This is a genomic window from Pseudomonas sp. LBUM1678 (genome assembly GCF_059695575.1).
On the sequence record NZ_CP166775.1, the window covers coordinates 2,767,111 to 2,784,863 of the forward strand.

Annotated in this window: 8 protein-coding genes; 1 reads left to right on the top strand and 7 read right to left on the bottom strand. The window is 59.9% G+C overall.

Features of this window, described 5'->3' with window-relative positions; translation table 11 throughout:
- Positions 1-5: 5 nt before the first annotated feature.
- Positions 6-1,490: an ATPase domain-containing protein gene (locus ACA070_RS12830; protein ID WP_497451434.1), complete on the bottom strand. Its 1,485-nt coding sequence runs from the start codon at positions 1,488-1,490 to the stop codon at positions 6-8.
- On the bottom strand, positions 1,487-1,921 hold the full coding sequence (locus ACA070_RS12835; protein WP_497451435.1) for a hypothetical protein: 435 nt from the start codon (positions 1,919-1,921) through the stop codon (positions 1,487-1,489). The genes ACA070_RS12830 and ACA070_RS12835 overlap by 4 nt, the downstream gene beginning before the upstream one ends.
- Before the next feature lie 336 nt (positions 1,922-2,257).
- Here ACA070_RS12835 and ACA070_RS12840 point away from each other — a divergent pair, with 336 nt between their 5' ends.
- Positions 2,258-2,605 (top strand): response regulator, encoded by a 348-nt coding sequence (locus ACA070_RS12840; protein ID WP_497451436.1) that lies wholly within the window; start codon positions 2,258-2,260, stop codon positions 2,603-2,605.
- 139 nt (positions 2,606-2,744) lie between these two features.
- Here ACA070_RS12840 and ACA070_RS12845 read toward each other — a convergent pair whose 3' ends face one another.
- The 5 genes from ACA070_RS12845 to ACA070_RS12865 form a co-directional block, all read right to left on the bottom strand.
- Positions 2,745-3,314, bottom strand: a complete 570-nt coding sequence (locus ACA070_RS12845; protein WP_497451437.1) for a GNAT family N-acetyltransferase — start codon at positions 3,312-3,314, stop codon at positions 2,745-2,747.
- A gap of 132 nt (positions 3,315-3,446) precedes the next feature.
- Complete coding sequence (locus ACA070_RS12850; RefSeq protein WP_497451438.1) at positions 3,447-4,172, bottom strand: Crp/Fnr family transcriptional regulator; 726 nt, start codon at positions 4,170-4,172, stop codon at positions 3,447-3,449.
- Between the two features lie 76 nt (positions 4,173-4,248).
- Positions 4,249-12,900, bottom strand: coding sequence for a GH36-type glycosyl hydrolase domain-containing protein (locus ACA070_RS12855; RefSeq protein WP_497451439.1), 8,652 nt, complete (start codon positions 12,898-12,900; stop codon positions 4,249-4,251).
- 632 nt (positions 12,901-13,532) lie between these two features.
- Positions 13,533-16,628 carry an efflux RND transporter permease subunit gene (locus tag ACA070_RS12860; protein WP_497451440.1) on the bottom strand — a complete coding sequence of 1,032 codons (3,096 nt, stop codon included), beginning with the start codon at positions 16,626-16,628 and terminating at the stop codon, positions 13,533-13,535.
- The gene (locus ACA070_RS12865) at positions 16,625-17,737 is read right to left on the bottom strand and encodes an efflux RND transporter periplasmic adaptor subunit (RefSeq protein WP_497451441.1); all 1,113 of its coding nucleotides are present in this window, start codon (positions 17,735-17,737) and stop codon (positions 16,625-16,627) included. Before ACA070_RS12865 ends, ACA070_RS12860 begins: the two co-directional genes overlap by 4 nt.
- Positions 17,738-17,753: the final 16 nt, after the last annotated feature.

The following is a 17,753-nucleotide window of genomic DNA, read 5'->3' on the forward strand; positions in this document are numbered from 1 at the left end:
GGCACTCAACCATTTTGATCTCCAAGGCGTGAGTCATCAGGGCTGCTTTTTTTGGGTCGACCACCCAGTAAACCTTCCTGACCGTGAAGCATTTCCCCTACCTGCAAGCCGTTTTTGTCAATATGGTACAGGCGCAGTTCATCGGAGTGAGCGCTGGCCCGAACCTTGACTACACCCATGATGCGCTGCAGGCGGCTGTCTACTTCGATGTAGCGCTGAACGATGATTGCATCGGTCAGGAACGCTGTACCGTAGGGGCTGAACCGTAGATCGGTGTAACGGTCTTCGAGTTCAGAGGTCATCAACACAGTAACACCGATACCGGTCAGCGCTGTGACCAGGCGTGACAGCGATTCACGGTAGTCTTCGCGAAACGTTGGTGCTACCGCCATTTCGAAGCCCGAGAGCGAATCGATGACCACCCTGGTGGCTCCCAGGCGGCGGATCTCTGTCAGCAGCAAATGGACGATCTCATCGATAGAAAGATCAGGTGCGTGGCTCTCTACCAGTCCGACCTTGCCTTCAAGAATCAATGCTGCGAGGTCAGCGTTGCGCAAGTGATTGGGGCGTTGCTCGAATACCGCAATAACTCCGGCTTCACCGTTACGGGCACCTTCGGCGAGGAACGTTGACGCCAATATGCTTTTTCCTGAACCGGAGGGGCCAGCCACCAGCAGCGAGTAACCCTTGGGCAGACCTCCGCCGAGCATTTCATCAAGCCCCGGCACGCCCATTTTCAAACGTTCAAGTAGTTCGTTAGTTGATGGCTTCAGGGCTTCTAAGGCATTCGCACTCGCTGGCGGGAAGATCTCCATCCCTGAACTGGCAATGCGGAAGGTATGTAGCCCCGGCAGAGTAGGCTGGCCGCGCATTTTCATGATTTCCATTTTGCGCACCATGGAATTGCGCTGAACGCTCTGGCGCAGCCAGATCAGGCCATCGGCTACGGTGAAAATCGGGTTGGTGTCGGTTTCGGTGAAGTATTCGCCGATCAGGAAGGTCGTCGCCTGCCAGGTGGTCATCAACATGCCCAGTTGCTGAACGAACTGCGGCAGGTTGTTGTTGGGGTTGTCCTGAGTCTGACTGGCCAGCACGACTGAGCGGAACGAGTCGACAAACACGAGTGCTGGCGTATGGTTTTCGACCTCGACAACGATACGGCGCAGTACCTCGTCCAGATCACCTGCAAGGGTGTCGTCCGCCAGATTGATATAGCGAACAGACTTGTTGATCGCCTCGCTGTCGAAAAAATCGAATTGCTGTTGGTAACGCAACATCTTCAGCGGTGGTTCGCCAAGCACCGTAAAAAACAATGCAGGACGCTCCGGTGTCGCCAAAGCGAACATCATTTGATGCGCCAACGTGGTTTTGCCGCAGCCAGGCGGGCCGGCAATGAGGTTGAAGGAGAACTCCGGCAACCCCCCACCGAGCACCTCGTCCAGCCCAGGTACGCCGGTAGCCAAACGGTTTATTGTCACTTTGGTGTTCATGGCGAGGTTTCCTGCAAAGGTGGGGCGCTCAAGTTGTTGTCCCACACGTCAAGTAGCAGGCGTGAGGAGAGTGATGAACCGATCAGCGTGGCCAGCAACTCGTAGAGCGCTTTTAACAATTCCTCGCCAAAAAATATGATGTCGTCTTGATTTTGCTGAATGAGTATGGATTTGAGGTGGATCAGATCCATCGTCTCTGGGAGGGGTAGGTAGGTGGCCTCCAGGCTGCGATGCTTAGACGTACATAATTGAACACTCCGGCGATAAAGCGCAGCGACCCCTTTCGGCCCGATGATCGAAACAAGAGAGGCGTCTGTATCTCGAAGCATCGTGATAATCACATCGGCGACGTGGTCAATGTCTTCGACGTGATCAAGCCGGAGCGTCAAGGACGCTACGATCCGGCGGCCCTCTGCGCTATCCGTAGACATGGCTCAAAGATTTCCGATATGTGTCCGTGAATTTGACACGAACCGGGGAGGCGGTTTTTTCGGATCTGTGCATCACTTACCCATAGACATTTAGGGTAGGCGATTAGTTTTAAAAATCGTAAATCTGGCCGCCATGCCCGTTTCAGGGCGTTTCATCCCGTTCTTAACTGCACGCGACGGACCTACCATTGGCCGAACATTGAACCAGGTCAAAAGCAGACAGTGGATGAAGGCTTATCACGCTCCGAACTCCGCTCGTCAGCTACTCGAAACGCTAACCACCTGCAGCAACACTAAGTAACAAGCTTTCGGGATCTATCAATCATGTGTCCAACAGTGCTGGTCGTAGAAGATGATGAAATACTGCGTTCCCTGTTGGTAGAGGCGATGTCGCTGTTGGGATTATTCGTAATTGATTGTGCATCTGCAGATGATGCTCTTCTCGCGCTGGAAGGCTCATCTTCAATATCATTGGTAGTGACCGACGTGTGTATGCCTGGCAGTATGGATGGGCTGGAATTGGCACAGGTGATTTGGTCACGCTGGCCTTGTTTGCCTGTCATCGTCACATCCGGCGACAGATCGATTCCTGATGGATTGTTGCCAACCAACGCAATGTTCCTGCGCAAGCCATCTTCGCTGGATATATTGCATAAGGCGGTCAGGAAATATCTACCGTTGTAATGTCAGCATCGAACAGATCTGCAACCGACGTTTGACGCCAGCCCATTCCCGGCGCTTGCCGTTGACGCTGAACACTTCCCAGCGCGCTCGACTGCTGCCTAAGCTTACGGGAACAGGTTACCCGGTTGTCCTTTTAAAACTAGGGCGCTAAAACATATTCATGAAAAATCTGCGGCCCATGTTGGTCATCGTTTCTGCTGGTAAATCCCATCCTCATTGCCAAGGCGTGCATCGCGTCGTTACCTGACGAATCCATTGACGAGATTTTTCTGAAACCTTCGCGAGTTGCAGTGTCCATCAAATGTTGTAACAGCGCAGTGGCGACCCCTCGTCGTTGCCAGCGGTCACGAACAGCAACGGCGAACTCGCAATGAGCATCGCCTTCGTATGCCCCGTAACGCGCAGTACCGATTTCAATGAGCTGGGCGCCTTCGTATGCCAGAGCAATGTAGGCCATGCGATTGTGCAGATTGATGTCCATGAGCTGGTCGTGGGGTTCTACCAGATTGCTGAACGAGGCTAGAAAATGAAAATGCGGTTTGCCTTTGCCCAGCTCGTTGAAAAAGGCCAGATCCCGGTCTCGATCAGTCTCTGCCAACTCACGAATGAGTATGGGAGTTCCATCTGCCAACGATTCCACCCAGTATTCGCCGGCCAACCCATCGGTTTCATCCTTGAAACGTTTGTTGATGCTTGCGTCATAAGACATGCGATGAACTCCGGCTCAATGATGGGACTGCTTCTTCACCCTAGTCTTATGCGAGGTTAGCGGGAGCAATATCCGCTCGCTGGCAGGTTTAAGGGACAGCCGGTATTGCCGCCGGTAATCAATTCGAACGCATCACTCGTCCTGACGACGGGTGTAATGCAGCAGCCGATCGGTTTCGGCCTTGACCACCAGGTAGCACTCGCAGCTGAGCCGTTCAAGACGCGTTCTATCCAGGACCGTGATCTGGCCTCGGCTGTACTCGATGACGCCTTGGCGCTGCAGTTTGCCGGCCGCTTCAGTGACGCCTTCGCGGCGTACGCCCAGCATGTTGGCGATCAGCTCCTGGGTCATGTTCAGGCGATTGCCGTGCAGGCGATCCAGCGACAACAGCAGCCAACGACACAGTTGCTGATCGATCGAGTGGTGGCGATTGCACAATGCGGTCTGTGACATCTGGGTGATCAGCGCCTGGGTGTAACGCAGCATCAGCAGAAGCAGATCGCCGTGACGGTTGAACTCTTTCTTGAGCTTTTGCCCAGGCAGACAAAATGCAGTACCGGCACTCTGCACCACCGCCCGACTGGAGGTGCTTTCGCCGCCCATGAACAGCGCAATACCGATCAAACCCTCGTTTCCGACCACGGCGATTTCTGCTGACGAGCCATTTTCCGTGACATGAAGCAGGGACACGATGGCGTCAGTCGGAAAGTAAACGTGCCGCAAGGTATCCCCCGGTTCATACAGCACATCGCCCAGCGCCAGGCTGACTTGCTCCAGATGCGGAACAAGGCGTTGGAGGTCGACGGCCGGTAGCGCCGCAAGTAAATGATTGTCGCTTGGTGCGTGGGAGGCATGCATGGCAGAGCATCCTTGGCGGCGCAGGGGTGTGCCGGCTCAGGGTACTCCCATGCACGCCAAGGTTGGCGATCAATGTCTACTCATCGGCGGCACGCTCGTATTCCAGCGCCTGAGGCCTGGGTATTCGGGCGCGGCAATCCACCCGAACCCAACGCTCCAGGCCGTCGTCATCCAGTGTCAGCGCAGCGTCACTCAAGGGCCGGCCGTCGAGCGTCATGGAGGTGAAGGTCGAACTGCCCTGACGCACATCAAAGTGGTAGAGGGTTTTGCCGAAGCGGTAGTGCAAGATAAAGCCCGGCCAGTCGACGGGCATCAGCGGTTCGATTCTGAGCGTGCGGCCGCTGCGTTGTACGCCCAGCAATGACTCGACTATCAGCCGGTACATCCAGCCGGCAGAACCGGTGTACCAGGTCCAGCCTCCACGCCCGGCGTGGGGCGCGGCGCCGTAGACATCAGCAGCCATGACATAGGGCTCGACCTTATAGGTGTCGATTCGAGCATTGTTGGCAGCATCGGCGGGATTTATCAGATTCAACAGTTCCCACGCTTTGCCAGCTTCACCCAACTGCGCAAACGCCATGCCCGCCCAAACGGCAGCATGGGTGTACTGACCTCCGTTCTCGCGCACGCCAGGCACGTAGCCCTTGATATAGCCCGGGTCCAAGGCGCCCTTGTCGAACGGCGGATCAAGCAGCAACACGGCACGGATCTCACGTTTTAGCAGATGCTCATCCAGTGACTGCATGGCCTGGGTCTGGCGCACTGCGGAGCCGGCACCTGACAGGACTGACCAGCTTTGAGCAATGGAATCGATACGACATTCTTCATTGCTCGCCGAGCCGAGCAGTTGCCCGTCATCGAACCAGGCACGGCGATACCAGGCGCCGTCCCAGGCACTGTTTTCGAGGTTGCGTTGCAGTGTCATCGCGCCGTCGCTGCAGCGATTGGCAAATTCGTGATCACCGTGCAGGCGGGCGGTCACCGCAAATTGCTCCAACACCTGGTAGCTGAAGAAACCCAGCCAGACACTTTCACCCGCGCCCAGATGGCCGACGCGATTCATGCCGTCGTTCCAGTCACCGGAGCCCATCAGCGGCAGCCCGTGATGGCCGCGACGCAGGCTATGTTCGATGGCCCGCACGCAGTGTCGATACAGAGAGTCTCGCAGGTCCGATACCCCGGGGAGGTCATAGTAGGACTCTTCGCCAGCAGCCAACAAACGGCCTTCCAGATACCCGACGTTTTCTTCCAGTACACCCACATCTGCGGTCATTTCAACATAGCGGTTGGTGGCGGCCACCAGCCACAAAAAGTCATCGGAGCAGGCTGTGCGAACCCCTCGATTCATCGGCGGGTGCCACCAGTGTTGCACGTCGCCTTCCACATACTGATGGCCGGCGCACAGCAACAGATGCGCCCGCACGGCTGCCGGATCGGCATGGATCATCGCCATGCTGTCCTGCAACTGATCGCGGAAACCGATGGCACCTCCTGACTGGTAGTAACCGCTTCGGGCCTGGAAACGGCAGGCGATGACCTGGTACATCAACCAGCCGTTGACCATGACGTCGACCGCAGGCGCGCCCGTTTCAATACGAATCACTCCGAGCAATGAGCGCCAGTGTTCCCGTACTTTATGCAATTCCTCGGCGGCCGCCAGGCTGCCCCGATAACGCTGCACCAGCTGGGTGGCGGCGTTACTGGAAGACGCTGCCCCCAGACGCAGAATGACTTCCCGGGTATCGCCCTCGCCGAGTTCGATCGACACTTGCAGGGCGGCACAAGGGTCCAGACCGCCGCCCATGCGCCCGGACAGACCGGCATGCTGCATCGCTGCCGGTGAGGCGAGGGTGCCATGGCGGCCAATGAATTCGGTACGGTCACCGCTGACACCGTGATCGATCGTGTCGGTGTCAAAGAACGCCACCCGCTCGGAAAACTCCACCGAATAGGCGTTGCGAGCGAAGAAGGCCCCACTGGCGGGGTCCGATTGGGTGACCACATGCATCGCCGATTTGCTGCGCAGATCGCCCAGCACCCATTCCACATACCCTGTGACCGACAATGACCGGCGGCGCCCCGAGCGGTTGCTCAACAATAGCCGAGAGAATTTGATCGGCGCATCCAGCGCCACGTAGATCCACAGTTCACTGTAAATGCCGTCTTCTTCATGTTCGAACACGCTGTAACCGAAACCGTGACGGGTCTGGTACGGGCCTTGTCCGGGGCAGGGTTGAGGCGCTGCAGACCAGAAGTGCCCGGTCTCTTCATCACGCAAGTAAATGGCTTCGCCGCTGCGATCGGTGACCGGATCGTTGTGCCAGGGCGTCAGGCGAAATTCATGGGCGTTTTCGGCCCAGGTATAGGCGCTGCCGGCCTCCGAGACCACCGTGCCGAGGTGTGCATTGGCGATCACGTTGACCCAGGGCGCGGGTGTCGGATCGGGCGCGAGCCCGGTGATGATGTATTCACCGCCATCGGCGCTGAAGCCGCCATATTCGTTGCTCAACAGCAGGAAGGGACGGTTCGGTCGTACCGATGCCGGCCGAGCCTGAAAATGCCGGGTCGCCACAAACGGCGCGTGCACCGGTGATACTTTGCGGCGGTGAATCTGTTCGGCAAGGCTGCCCAGATCTTCGTTCAGCACCAGCCTGGCAACCGAGAGGAACAGCACGCGATCTTCATTCGACATCTGCTGCGCAGGGCGCACAAAAATTCCGCCCGGGCGATCCAGCAGAGTGGCTTCACTGCCTGAGGTGATTAGGCCCAGGATCGCGTCTTGCAGTTGCTGGCGATAACCCGCCTGATCTTCGTTCCAGATCAACAAATCGACCACCAACCCTTTTTGCCGCCAGTAGGCGTGGGCCTGAATCAATTGCTGCACAAGGGCGATGTTGTCCAGGCTTTGGATTTGCAGCAAAACGATGGGCAGGTCGCCGGAGATGGCCTGACCCCAGAGTCCTGGCTGATTGCGGCGATTGGCAATCAGCACAGCATTGTCGGCGCGCGTCGAGGCGTTCGCATACAGCAACGACGAGGCCATCTGCTCGAACAGACGGGCGTCCGACAAAGAGGCGTTGAGCTGACGCAGAAGCACCTGGCTATGCGTCCAGGACAGGTCAAACACCCGGTCGGCGAGGTGTCGGTCGCGGTATTTGTTGATGAGATAGAGGCAGTCGTCCCGGTTGTCGGCTACGCCGGTGACCAAGTCGATGGTGGCCTGCTGGCCGGGTTGCAGGGTAATCCTGCAGCGAATCGCGACCACCGGATCGAGCACAGGGCCTGCACTTCCTGACAAGCGCTGACAATTGGCATCCAGGGCGGCAGGTGACACAAGGCTGCGTCCTCGGCCGATGAACCGGGCGCGATCGGTTTCGTACGAGATCGCATCGATGTCCGCTCCGTGTGCCGCCAGTAAATGGCACATCCACGGCGTTGGTTCATCGCTGGCGCGGGGGCGGCGGCTGCAGACAATGGCCTGAAGCGCAGGCAGTAATTCGGTCTGCACGAACAACTTGCTGAATGCGGGGTGCATCGCGTCGCTGGCTGGGGATGTCAGCACAACTTCGGCGTAGGTGGTGATCTCCAGTGTTTTGGCTGATGAGGCGAGGTTTGTGACATGCAGGCGGCGCAGTTCGATGTTGTCTTCAGGCGAGACGACAATTTCCAGATGTGTGTCGAAATCCAGGTTGCGCGCGCGGAACTCTGCACGGGAATCGCAGAAGATCGCCTCGTGGCTCTCGGGTTTTTGCAACGTCGGTTGGTGCGCAGCCGACCAGACCGTGTTGGTCTGGACATCGCGCAGGTAGCAGAACATCCCCCAATTGTCTTGTGAGGTGTCCTCCTGCCAACGGGTGACGGCCATTTCATTGTGCCGGCTGTATCCGCCGCCGCCGCTGGTCAGCATGACGTGGTAGCGACCGTTGGAAAGCAACTGCACGGCCGGGCGTTTGCGTCCTGGATCAGAGAACACCCGAAGCCCCGTATCCTGGCCCTGGCCAACTTCGCCGAGCACTGGCGACTGTGCGGTTTGCAGGTACGGCGCGGCGGATTTTGGCACCCGTTCCTGCAACAGCAGCAAGGCTGATTGCAGCGCCGGTTGAGCCTCGAATCGGCGTTGCATAGGTTGATCGAGCAGCAGGCTGGTCAAGGCCAGCAGGCTCATGCCCTGGTGGTGAGCCATGAACGACCGGACCACGGCGAAGCGTTGGCCGCGCGGTAACCGGGCCTCGGTGTAATCCACCGCTTCATACAGGCCGAAACGCCCTGAAGAGCCCTGCAAGGCCAGGCGTTGCAGGTTTTTGCAGGCTGCATCGGCATCGACCATTAACGCCAGGGCGCTGGCGTAGGGCGCTATCACGACGTCATTGCTCAGCCCGCGCTGGAGCCCCAGGACCTGAACGCCGAAAGCGCGGTATTGATAATTGAAGTGCGCGTCGACGGTGTTGTAACCCGACTCCGAAACGCCCCAGGGAATGCCCAGCCTGTTGCCATGGTCGATCTGCACCGATACGGCGGCGCGGCAAGTCTGGTCCAGCAGGCTGCCGTCATAGTTGGGCATTACCACCATCGGCATCAGGTATTCAAACATCGAGCCCGACCAGGACAGCAACGTCGGGACGCCAGCGTTTTCACTCAGTAGCCTTCCCAAGGTGAACCAGGCGCGCTGGGGGATCTGTCCTTGCGCGATGGCCACGAAATTGGTCAGCCGCACCTCGGACGCCAGCAGGTCGTAATAACCGGTGTCGAGTCTGCGCTCCTCGGCGTTGTACCCGATGACGAACAGGTCTCGCTGGTTGTCGTAAAGCCACGAGAAATCCATCTGCGCCAGCGACGTCGCCAACAGCGCCAACTGCTCCAGGGTCTCCATTCGCTTCGCGGCGTCACTGCGGACCCGGTTGATTTGAGAATGATGGTCGGTGGCCCAGTCCGCGGGGTTCAGACCTGCCAACTGACGCAAGGTGCATGGAGATTCAGTTGCAACCAGGGGGGCAGGGAGTTGATAGCGCTGCAGTTCCTCTGTCCAGTCGATGCATTGCCGGGTAAACGCTTCTCGCCAGTACAGGCTTTCCGCGTCGGTGTCCGTTAGCTTGCTTGTGGCCGTGACGTGAGCCGTTTGCAGCAGGTCTGCCAGCGCCTCGGTAGTCGCCGCTTGCGAGGCATGTTCAAGGCCTTCTCTCAGTTGATTCAGGGCGTATTCATCCGCCCCCGAGGCGCGCTGGGAGTCTGCAAGGATATCCAGGGTATCGCGCAGGCCCTTGATCACGGCAGGGCCAAACATCGGGGCGTCTGCAAGTTGCGTAACGCCGGTGCTCAAGGTCAGCAGCACGCCCGCCAGGTTCCCGCTGTCGACGGTGGACACGTAATGCGGACGCAGCGGCTCGAGGGTCTGCGTGTCGTACCAGTTATAGAAGTGCTGCCGATAACGCTCCAGGCTCTCCATGCTGTCCAACGACGGCGCAAGCCGGGACAGCAGCCGTTCGGTACTCAAATAGCCGAAATCGTGAGCGGCCAGGTGCGCGAGCAAGGACATGCCCATATTGGTCGGCGAGGTGCGGTGGGCAATGGCAGGCCTGGGTACTTCCTGCACGTTGTCCGGCGGTAGCCAGTGATCCTGAGGTCCGACGTATTGATCGAAGAATGCCCAGGTCTTGCGCGCCAGCACCCGCAGGAAGCGCAAATCTTCCGTTGACGGTGCGAACTCCGACTGCTGGGGGGCCGAGCTGAGCCACCAGGCGATCCAGGGACCTGCCAGCCACGACAGCAGCAGGGGACTGGCAATGGCCAGCGTGTGCGGATCGTTCGCCAGCAGGGCCAGTGAGATCAGGGCCGACACCGGCGCGATCCACATCTGGCGATAGAGGCCAAACAGCTGATTTTCGGTGGTGCGCTCCACCTCGCGTGAGGGCTGCCATTGCAGAAGCCGGCGCCTGCTGAAGCCGATTCGCCAGAGCGAGCGCAGGACTGCATCTGCACTGTAGAACATCTCGAAGGGCAGCCAGGCGAGCGTCAGACACGCCCGGGCCAGGTCCTGTGCCAGATCACCCAGCACCGCCCTGAGATATTGTCCATAAGGCACATCAGCGAGGGGCTGCATCAGATCAGTCACCGCGCGAAGCACCGGTTGAATCACCATCAAGCCGATGACTGTCAGGGTCCAGTTCATCGGCTGACTGCTGGCAAACCAACCCCATGCAAACATCAGCAATAGCGCCAGCGGCTCCAGGCTGCGTCGCAGATTGTCCAGAATCTTCCAGCGGGCCATGACGCTCAACCTGTTGCGCACCCACTTGCCGTCGGCGTTGCGCGCCCAGGGCAATGTCCACGGCAGCAGTTGCCAGTCACCGCGGACCCAGCGATGCCGTCGTTTGACATCGGCACCATAGCGCGAGGGGTATTGCTCGTAGACCTGCACGTCGCTGAGCAGGCCGGATCGTGCATAACAACCTTCGATCAGGTCGTGGCTGAGAATCTGGTTATCCGGCAAGCAACCTTCCAGTGCGCAGGTGAACGCATCTACGTCGTAGATGCCCTTGCCGATGAAGGAGCCTTGCTGGAACAGGTCCTGGTAAACGTCCGATACCGACCGAGTGTAGGGATCGACGCCGGCATCACTGCCAAACAGACGGGCGTAGATCGAGCGCGTGGCGCTGGTCAGGCTGATGCCCACTCGCGGTTGCAACACCGCGTAGCCGGAAATGATCTGCTCGCCCGCACTGTCGAACAACGGACGATTCAACGGGTGCATCATGGCCTCCACGCATTGGCGAGCGACGTCGCGCGGCAGCAGGGTGTCGGTGTCCAGCGTGATCACGTAACGCACCCCGTGCAACGGCGTGAGGTCGCCGACGATGGCGTTGAAACGATCCAGTCCATTGCCGCGCAACAGGGCGTTGAGTTCAATCAGCTTGCCGCGTTTGCGCTCGTGGCCCATCCACACGCGTTCGCTCGCGTTCCAGCGACGCGGCCGATGCAACAGGAAGAATCGGTCGCTGAGTCCGTCCGCGTATTTTTGGTTGAGCAGGGTGATTGCACGGGAGGCCCGTGTCAGCAGCTCGGCGTCTTGCGGCTGTGACTCTTCAGTCGCATCGAGAAAATCGCTGAGCAAGGCGAAATACAGGTTGCTGTCGCGGTTGGCGAGAAAACGCACTTCAAGACCTTCCGCCAGTTCGTCCACATCTGCCGGGCTGGCGATCAGTGTCGGGATCACCACCAGGCATCGCGCTTCATCGGGAATGCCGTTGGCGAAATCCATTTTCGGCAGCGTCGTCGGCAACATACTGAAAGTGACAAGCCAGTTGATCAGGCTGATCGCCAGTCGGCTGGTCATGATCAGGCATGGAATCGCCATCATCAGCAGCGCCGTATCGGGCATCCCGTCGCGCTGCGCGGAGGCCAGTAGAGGCCAGGCGAAGATGAGCGTCAGAAACGCCACCGGCGCCAGGTAAAACATCAACGGTGACTGCTGCAACAAACGTTTCCAGCGCTCATGAAGCGGTACCCGGGCGTTGAGTCGTCGCTCGAGCGTCGGCAACCCTGCGCTGATCAGGTAATACCCGACATGGTGGGCCAGCAATGGGCTGGAGACTGAGGCGATTCCGGTTGCGGCGAGATTGATCGCGGCGCGGGCGACCTGGATTTCCGAGTGCTGGGGGCTTCTTCGAGCCAGGCGTTCAATGACATGCCGGTAGCTGTCACGGGTTTTGAAATCCATCGCCCGGTAAATCGCCGCCGGGTCTTCATTGAGAATCTGTTCGACATGACTCATCGTCTCGACGAACTCGCGCCAGTCAGTGGCGGACAAGAGGCGCAAGCTGCCGATGCTGTTACCGATGGACACCTGATCCGCTGCCTGTTGTTGCGCATCAAGCTGCACCTGGCGTTCGATGCTGGAGCCTGTCTCGCTCAGCATCTGTTCGATCCAGTTCAGCGCCAGCGCCAGGGCTGCGTTCTGACCCTGCAGGCTGCGGGTGAATTCGGCGACAAAGGCGGGGGTCATCGGCGGAGCGGAGCGGGCCATGTCGGCAACGGTCAGCACCACGTTTTTGGTGTCTCGCTCTGAGGTTTCGATCAAGCGCTCGGCCCAGTCATCCGCCAGATTGCGATCATCGGCATTGGCCATGACCCGCGAGGCCACTCGCCGCAGGTTTTCGATCAACGCCAGACGCAGCATGATCGGTATCGCCCATAGCTCGCCCAGCGCCAGTGGCATCACTGTCTGATAGGAAAGAATGAAACGGCTCAGACTGTCCTCATCGACTCGACCGTCGCCATGGGAGATGGTCTCCAGGGCGATGTCATAGACGCGAGGCAGCCCCGCGGACGGGCCGTTGATCAGGCGTGGCAACTCACGGCTATAGCCTTTGGGCAGGTGCGTTCTGGCGGTGCGGATGTGGTCATCGACCAGATAGTAATTGTCCAGCAGCCATTCCGCTGCCGGCGTCACGCGTCGGCTGGACAGTTGCGCGTTGGAAAGCGCCGTGCAGCTGCGCTTGAGCAGCGCCTCGTTATCGTCGAGCCTATGCAGCATCGAGTCCCGTGCGGACAGCGTGGTCAGGCGATGCTGACCGGCCAGGGCGATGCCGTGATTGGCCATCTGGTCGGCGCTGAAAAGCTCCGAGCGCAATATCGGCTCGTATTCGAATCGCTGTTGGGAAAACTGTCGGGTTCGCCAAAAGCCGGACGAGCGAGAAATTACCTTTTTTATGCGTGTCCATATGCTGTTCATAAGGTCCTGAGCCTGAAACGCACAATGCAATTGCGTGCGTTTTGATAGGTGCGCCAACGCAGTGCGCCAGCCCCGAGCAGCGCTTGGTGGACATAGCTTCTCAGCTTCAGTGTGGGGAACTGGAGGGCTGTTCGTCTGTTCGCTGGCGAACATAGCCGGCGCTCTTTGGATGCGGTCAAGTTAAATGGAACGCGTGAGCGCTGGTGACATCTACTCCCCACGACAACCGGGGGGAGCACGATGAAAGAGGCGAGAAGAAGGCTGGCCGTAAAAACCTGGCAAGAGCTCTTTACAGTGTCCGAAAACCGCATCGATGCTGAAGACAGGTACGACAGGCTATTGCGATCTGCTGACGACATGGAGCGCGAGGGTCTGATTACCAGTTCCGAGTGGCGCAAACTCGTTCAACAAGCCGGGACATTGTTTGCAAGTAACGCAGAGTGCATGCGCGAGGCACGTGCGAGACAAAATCGGCACGCTGCCATTCAATGGTGGGCTCCGGCGAAAGTCGCGCGCTTCTAGCCAGAAGCTGCCTTTCGCCGGGCCCTCACGGCCGACCCTGGTTGTTTTCAGAACGACGCTGAACAAACTTCTCTAATACAGTGGTGTCGAGGGCCCAGCGTGATGACTGCTTACTCGGAAGTAAGCGCGACGTTCCCCTTCACGTGTTGGGTATCAGCTGCCGTCTGGCGACCCACCTTGAACCATGCGGCGTACAACGCCGGGACGAAGAAAATCGTCAGCAGCGTCGCCACGGTAAGGCCGCCCATGATCGCAATTGCCATCGGTCCCCAGAACACACTGCGCGTTAGCGGGATCATTGCAAGCACGGTGGCCAGCGCCGTCAGCATCACCGGACGGGCTCGGTGAATGGCGGCATCCAGCACAGCATTCCACGGGTCGCGCCCTTCGGCGATCTCGATTTGCACTTGATCGATCAGGATCACGGCGTTGCGCATGATCATGCCGCCCAGTGCGATGATGCCCAGGATCGCGACGAAGCCCAGCGGCGACTGAAACACCAGCAGCGCGGGCACCACACCGATCAGGCCCAGCGGTGCGGTCAGCACGACCATCCACATGCGGGAGAAGTTCTGCAGTTGCAGCATGAGTAACAGCAGGATGGTGATCAGCATCAGCGGGGCCACCGCTATCAGCGCCTTGTTGGCCTTGTCACTTTCCTCAACGGCTCCGCCCACGTCGATGCGGTAGCCCGACGGCAGCTTCGCTTCGACGTCCTTAAGCAACGGCTCGATCTCCTGCGTCACCGATACACCTTGCTCGCCATCTATCACGTCAGCACGCACCGTGATCGCCATGTCGCGGTTGCGGCGCCACAGTACCGGCTCTTCCAGTTCAGAACGCACCTGTGCGACTTGCGACAGTGGCACAACCGTGCCCTGGCGCGTGTAGAGGTTGATGTCTTTCAGTGTGTCGAGGTTCAAGCGTTCCTCTGGTACGGCGCGGGCGACGATGTCGATCAGGTCCTCGTGCTCACGCAACTGCGACAGGGTTGCGCCGTTCATCACGGTCTGGGTCGCCAGCGACACGTCGGCCGGCGTGAGGCCCAGCGCGCTCGCCTTGTCCTGATCAAGTTCCACCTTCATCGTGCGCACCGGGTCGTTCCAGTCGAGCTGGAGGTCGCGCACCTTCGGGTTGGACGCAACCACTTTTTCCACCTCACGAGCAATCTGCCGCACCTTCTGGGTATCAGGCCCTACGACGCGGAACTGCACCGGGTAGCCGACTGGTGGCCCCAACTCGAGCCGGGTCACGCGTACCCACGCCTGTGGGAATTGTTGGTCAGCCGAGGCCACCAGCCGCGCACGTACTCGCTCGCGTGCATCCAGATCTTTGGTCATCACAACGAACTGGGCAAAACCCGGATTGGGCAGCTCGGGGTTGAGCGAGAGATAAAAGCGCGGGGCGCCAGCGCCGGTGTAGGCGGTATAGAAACGCACGTCCTCGTCTTTCGCCAGGATCTCCTCCATGTGCTTGACCTGCTCGGTCGTCGCGGCGAACGAGGAGCCTTCCTTGACGCGCAGGTCAATGACCAGTTCAGGACGCGAACTGTTGGGGAAGAATTGCTGCGGCACCAGCTTGATACAGGCCAGAGCAAGCACCAGAGCGGCAACCGTCGCACCGATGACCACCCAGCGACGCTCGATGGCGGCGTCGATCAGGCGGCGCAGACCGCGGTAAAACTTCGTGTCGTGCGGATCGGCGTGCTGGTGCTTGCCCAAATCGTTAGGCAGCATTTTCACCGCCAGGTACGGCGTGAAGATGCCGGAACAGATCCACGAGAACAGCACTGCGGCGCCGACGATCCAGAAAATGCCACCCGCGTACTCACCGGTGGTGGATTTCGAGAGGCCGATCGGCAGGAAGCCCACGACCGTGATGAGTGCGCCGGTCAGGCGCGGCATGGCGGTGGACTGATAGGAGAAGGCGGCCGCCTTCACACGGTCCATGCCGGTTTCCATCTTCGCCACCATCATCTCGATGGCGATGATGGCGTCATCCACCAGCAGTCCCAGCGCGATAATCAGCGAGCCTAGCGAGATGCGCTCGAGGTTCCAGCCCATCGCCAGCATCACCAGCGCCACGCCGCCCAGCACCAGCGGCACCGTAGCCGCGACCACGAGGCCGGCGCGCCAGCCCAGGCTGGCGAGGCTCACCGCGATCACGATGATCAGTGCCTCGGCCAGCGCACGCCCGAAGTCCAGGATTGCATCCTTCACCGTGGTCGGCTGGTCGGCCACCAGCTCCAGCTCCACGCCGTGTGGAAGTTCCGACTGGATCTTGTTGACGGCGGTGTCCATCGCTTTGCCAAGGTCCACGATGTTGCCGTCGCTGGTCATCGTGATGCCGAGCATCAGCACGGGCTGGCCGTTGTGGCGGACCGTGTAAGTGGGCGGATCTTCGAACCCACGTGTAACGGTCGCGATGTCGCCGAGCTTGATCTGCCGGCCACCCGCAGAGATGGGCACGTTGCGGATCGCCTCTTCGCTGGCGAACTGGCCGCTCACGCGCACCATGACACGGTCGCCGCGGGTGTCGATCTGGCCTGCGGGGACCATGGCGTTCTGGCTCTTGAGGCTTTCGGCAATGGTCAGCGGTGTGATGCCCAGCGCGGCCAAGCGTTCGTGTGAGAACTCGACGTAGACACGCTCGGCCTGCTTGCCGATGAGATCGATCTTCTTGACCATCGGCACCTTCAGCATTTGGCGCTTGATGTTTTCGGCCGCGTCCGTCAGGTCGGCGTGGCCGACGCCGTCGCCCTTGATGGCGTACATCAGGCCGTACACGTCGCCGTACTCGTCGTTCAGGATCGGGCCGATCACGCCGTCAGGCATCTCGAGGCTCAGGTCGTTGAGTTTCTTGCGCGCCTGGTACCAGGCCTCGCGCTGGTCAGCCTTGGAAGTGCCACCGCGCACGGTGAGTGTCATGCCGGCATAGCCTTGCCGCGCGTAGGTGACCACCTTCTCGAAGTTGTCGATCTGCTCGAATTTCTTCTCCATGCGGTTGAGGACCTGATCCTGCAACTGCTGGGCAGTGGCGCCCGGCCAAATGACCATGGCGGTCATGGAGGGTACGGAAAAGTTCGGGTCTTCGAGCTGGCCGAGCCGGGTGAAGCTGAAGGCGCCGGCCACCGCCACAATAAGTAGCATGAACAGAACGATGGCGCGATGGCGCAGCGCCCAGTCGGTGAGGTTGAAATTGTTCATCGGGCGGCCTGCTGTGTGGTGTTCGCGTCAACAATCGCTGCGCCGGGAAGCGCGACCTTCAGGCCGGATGTCATCTTCTGGACGCCAGCAGTGATGACCGATACGCCAGCCTGCGGCCCGGAGACGAGCACCTGGTCATTGCGGTAGCCCCAAACTGCCACACGCTCCAGTTCGACGGTGCCTACCAGATCCTTGCCCGTGGGCGTCACGACCCAAAGCGCTGGCTGACCGCCGTTTTGCGTCAGCGCCGTGGCTGGCACTGCCGCCACAGAGACACTTGTCATTACACGCTCGGCCATCACCGTGGCGGTGGAGCCCAGCGGCAGCGCCTGCACTGGCTTGAGCCGCGCGCGATAGGTGCGCGTCTGGGCTGCCGCCTGCGGCGACAGCTCGCGCAGCGTGACATCGAAGACCTCGCTCGGCGCACTGGCCAGCGAGGCCTTGAAACGCGCGTCCTTAAAGACGGCCAACTGATCTTCGGGCACGTCGATGACGATCTCGGATTCATCCGGGTTCGCGATCGAGACAACCGGTTGACCCTCCGGCACGACCTGTCCGGCCTCAAAGCGCACAGCCGTGACGACGCCGCTACGCGAGGCGCGCAGTACGGTGTACTTGAGCCGATTGCGCGCGAGTTCGAGCTTTCGCGCCTCGGCCTCGGCGGTCGCATGGGTGGTTTGGGCATTGGTCTGCGCGCGCTCGGCGTCGGCCGCACTCACCGAGCCGTCAGCCTTCAACGCAGTCAGGCGCTGGCGGTCCGAGTCGGCCTGACGCGTCTGCTCGACGGCAACCGTCCACTGTTGTCGCGACGCTTCCTCGGCGAGGCGGTAGTCGCTGTCATCCAGCACAGCCAGTATGTCGCCTTCACGCACAAACTGGCCTATCTCGACCTTGCGCTGGGCGACCTTGCCACCCACGCGGAAGGCTTGGTCGACTTCATGTCGCGATTGTACGGTGCCCACGTAGCGATTGATGTCGCGAGCATTGTCGTAGCTGATTTCAACGGTGCGTACCGGTCGTGGCGCTTGAACGGTCGGCTTGTCCGGGCTGCACGCGCAAAGCATGGCAGCTACGGCCAGGGCGCCGGCCGCAGTAAGGGAGGTTTTCAAGGCGGTTCCTCTAGTA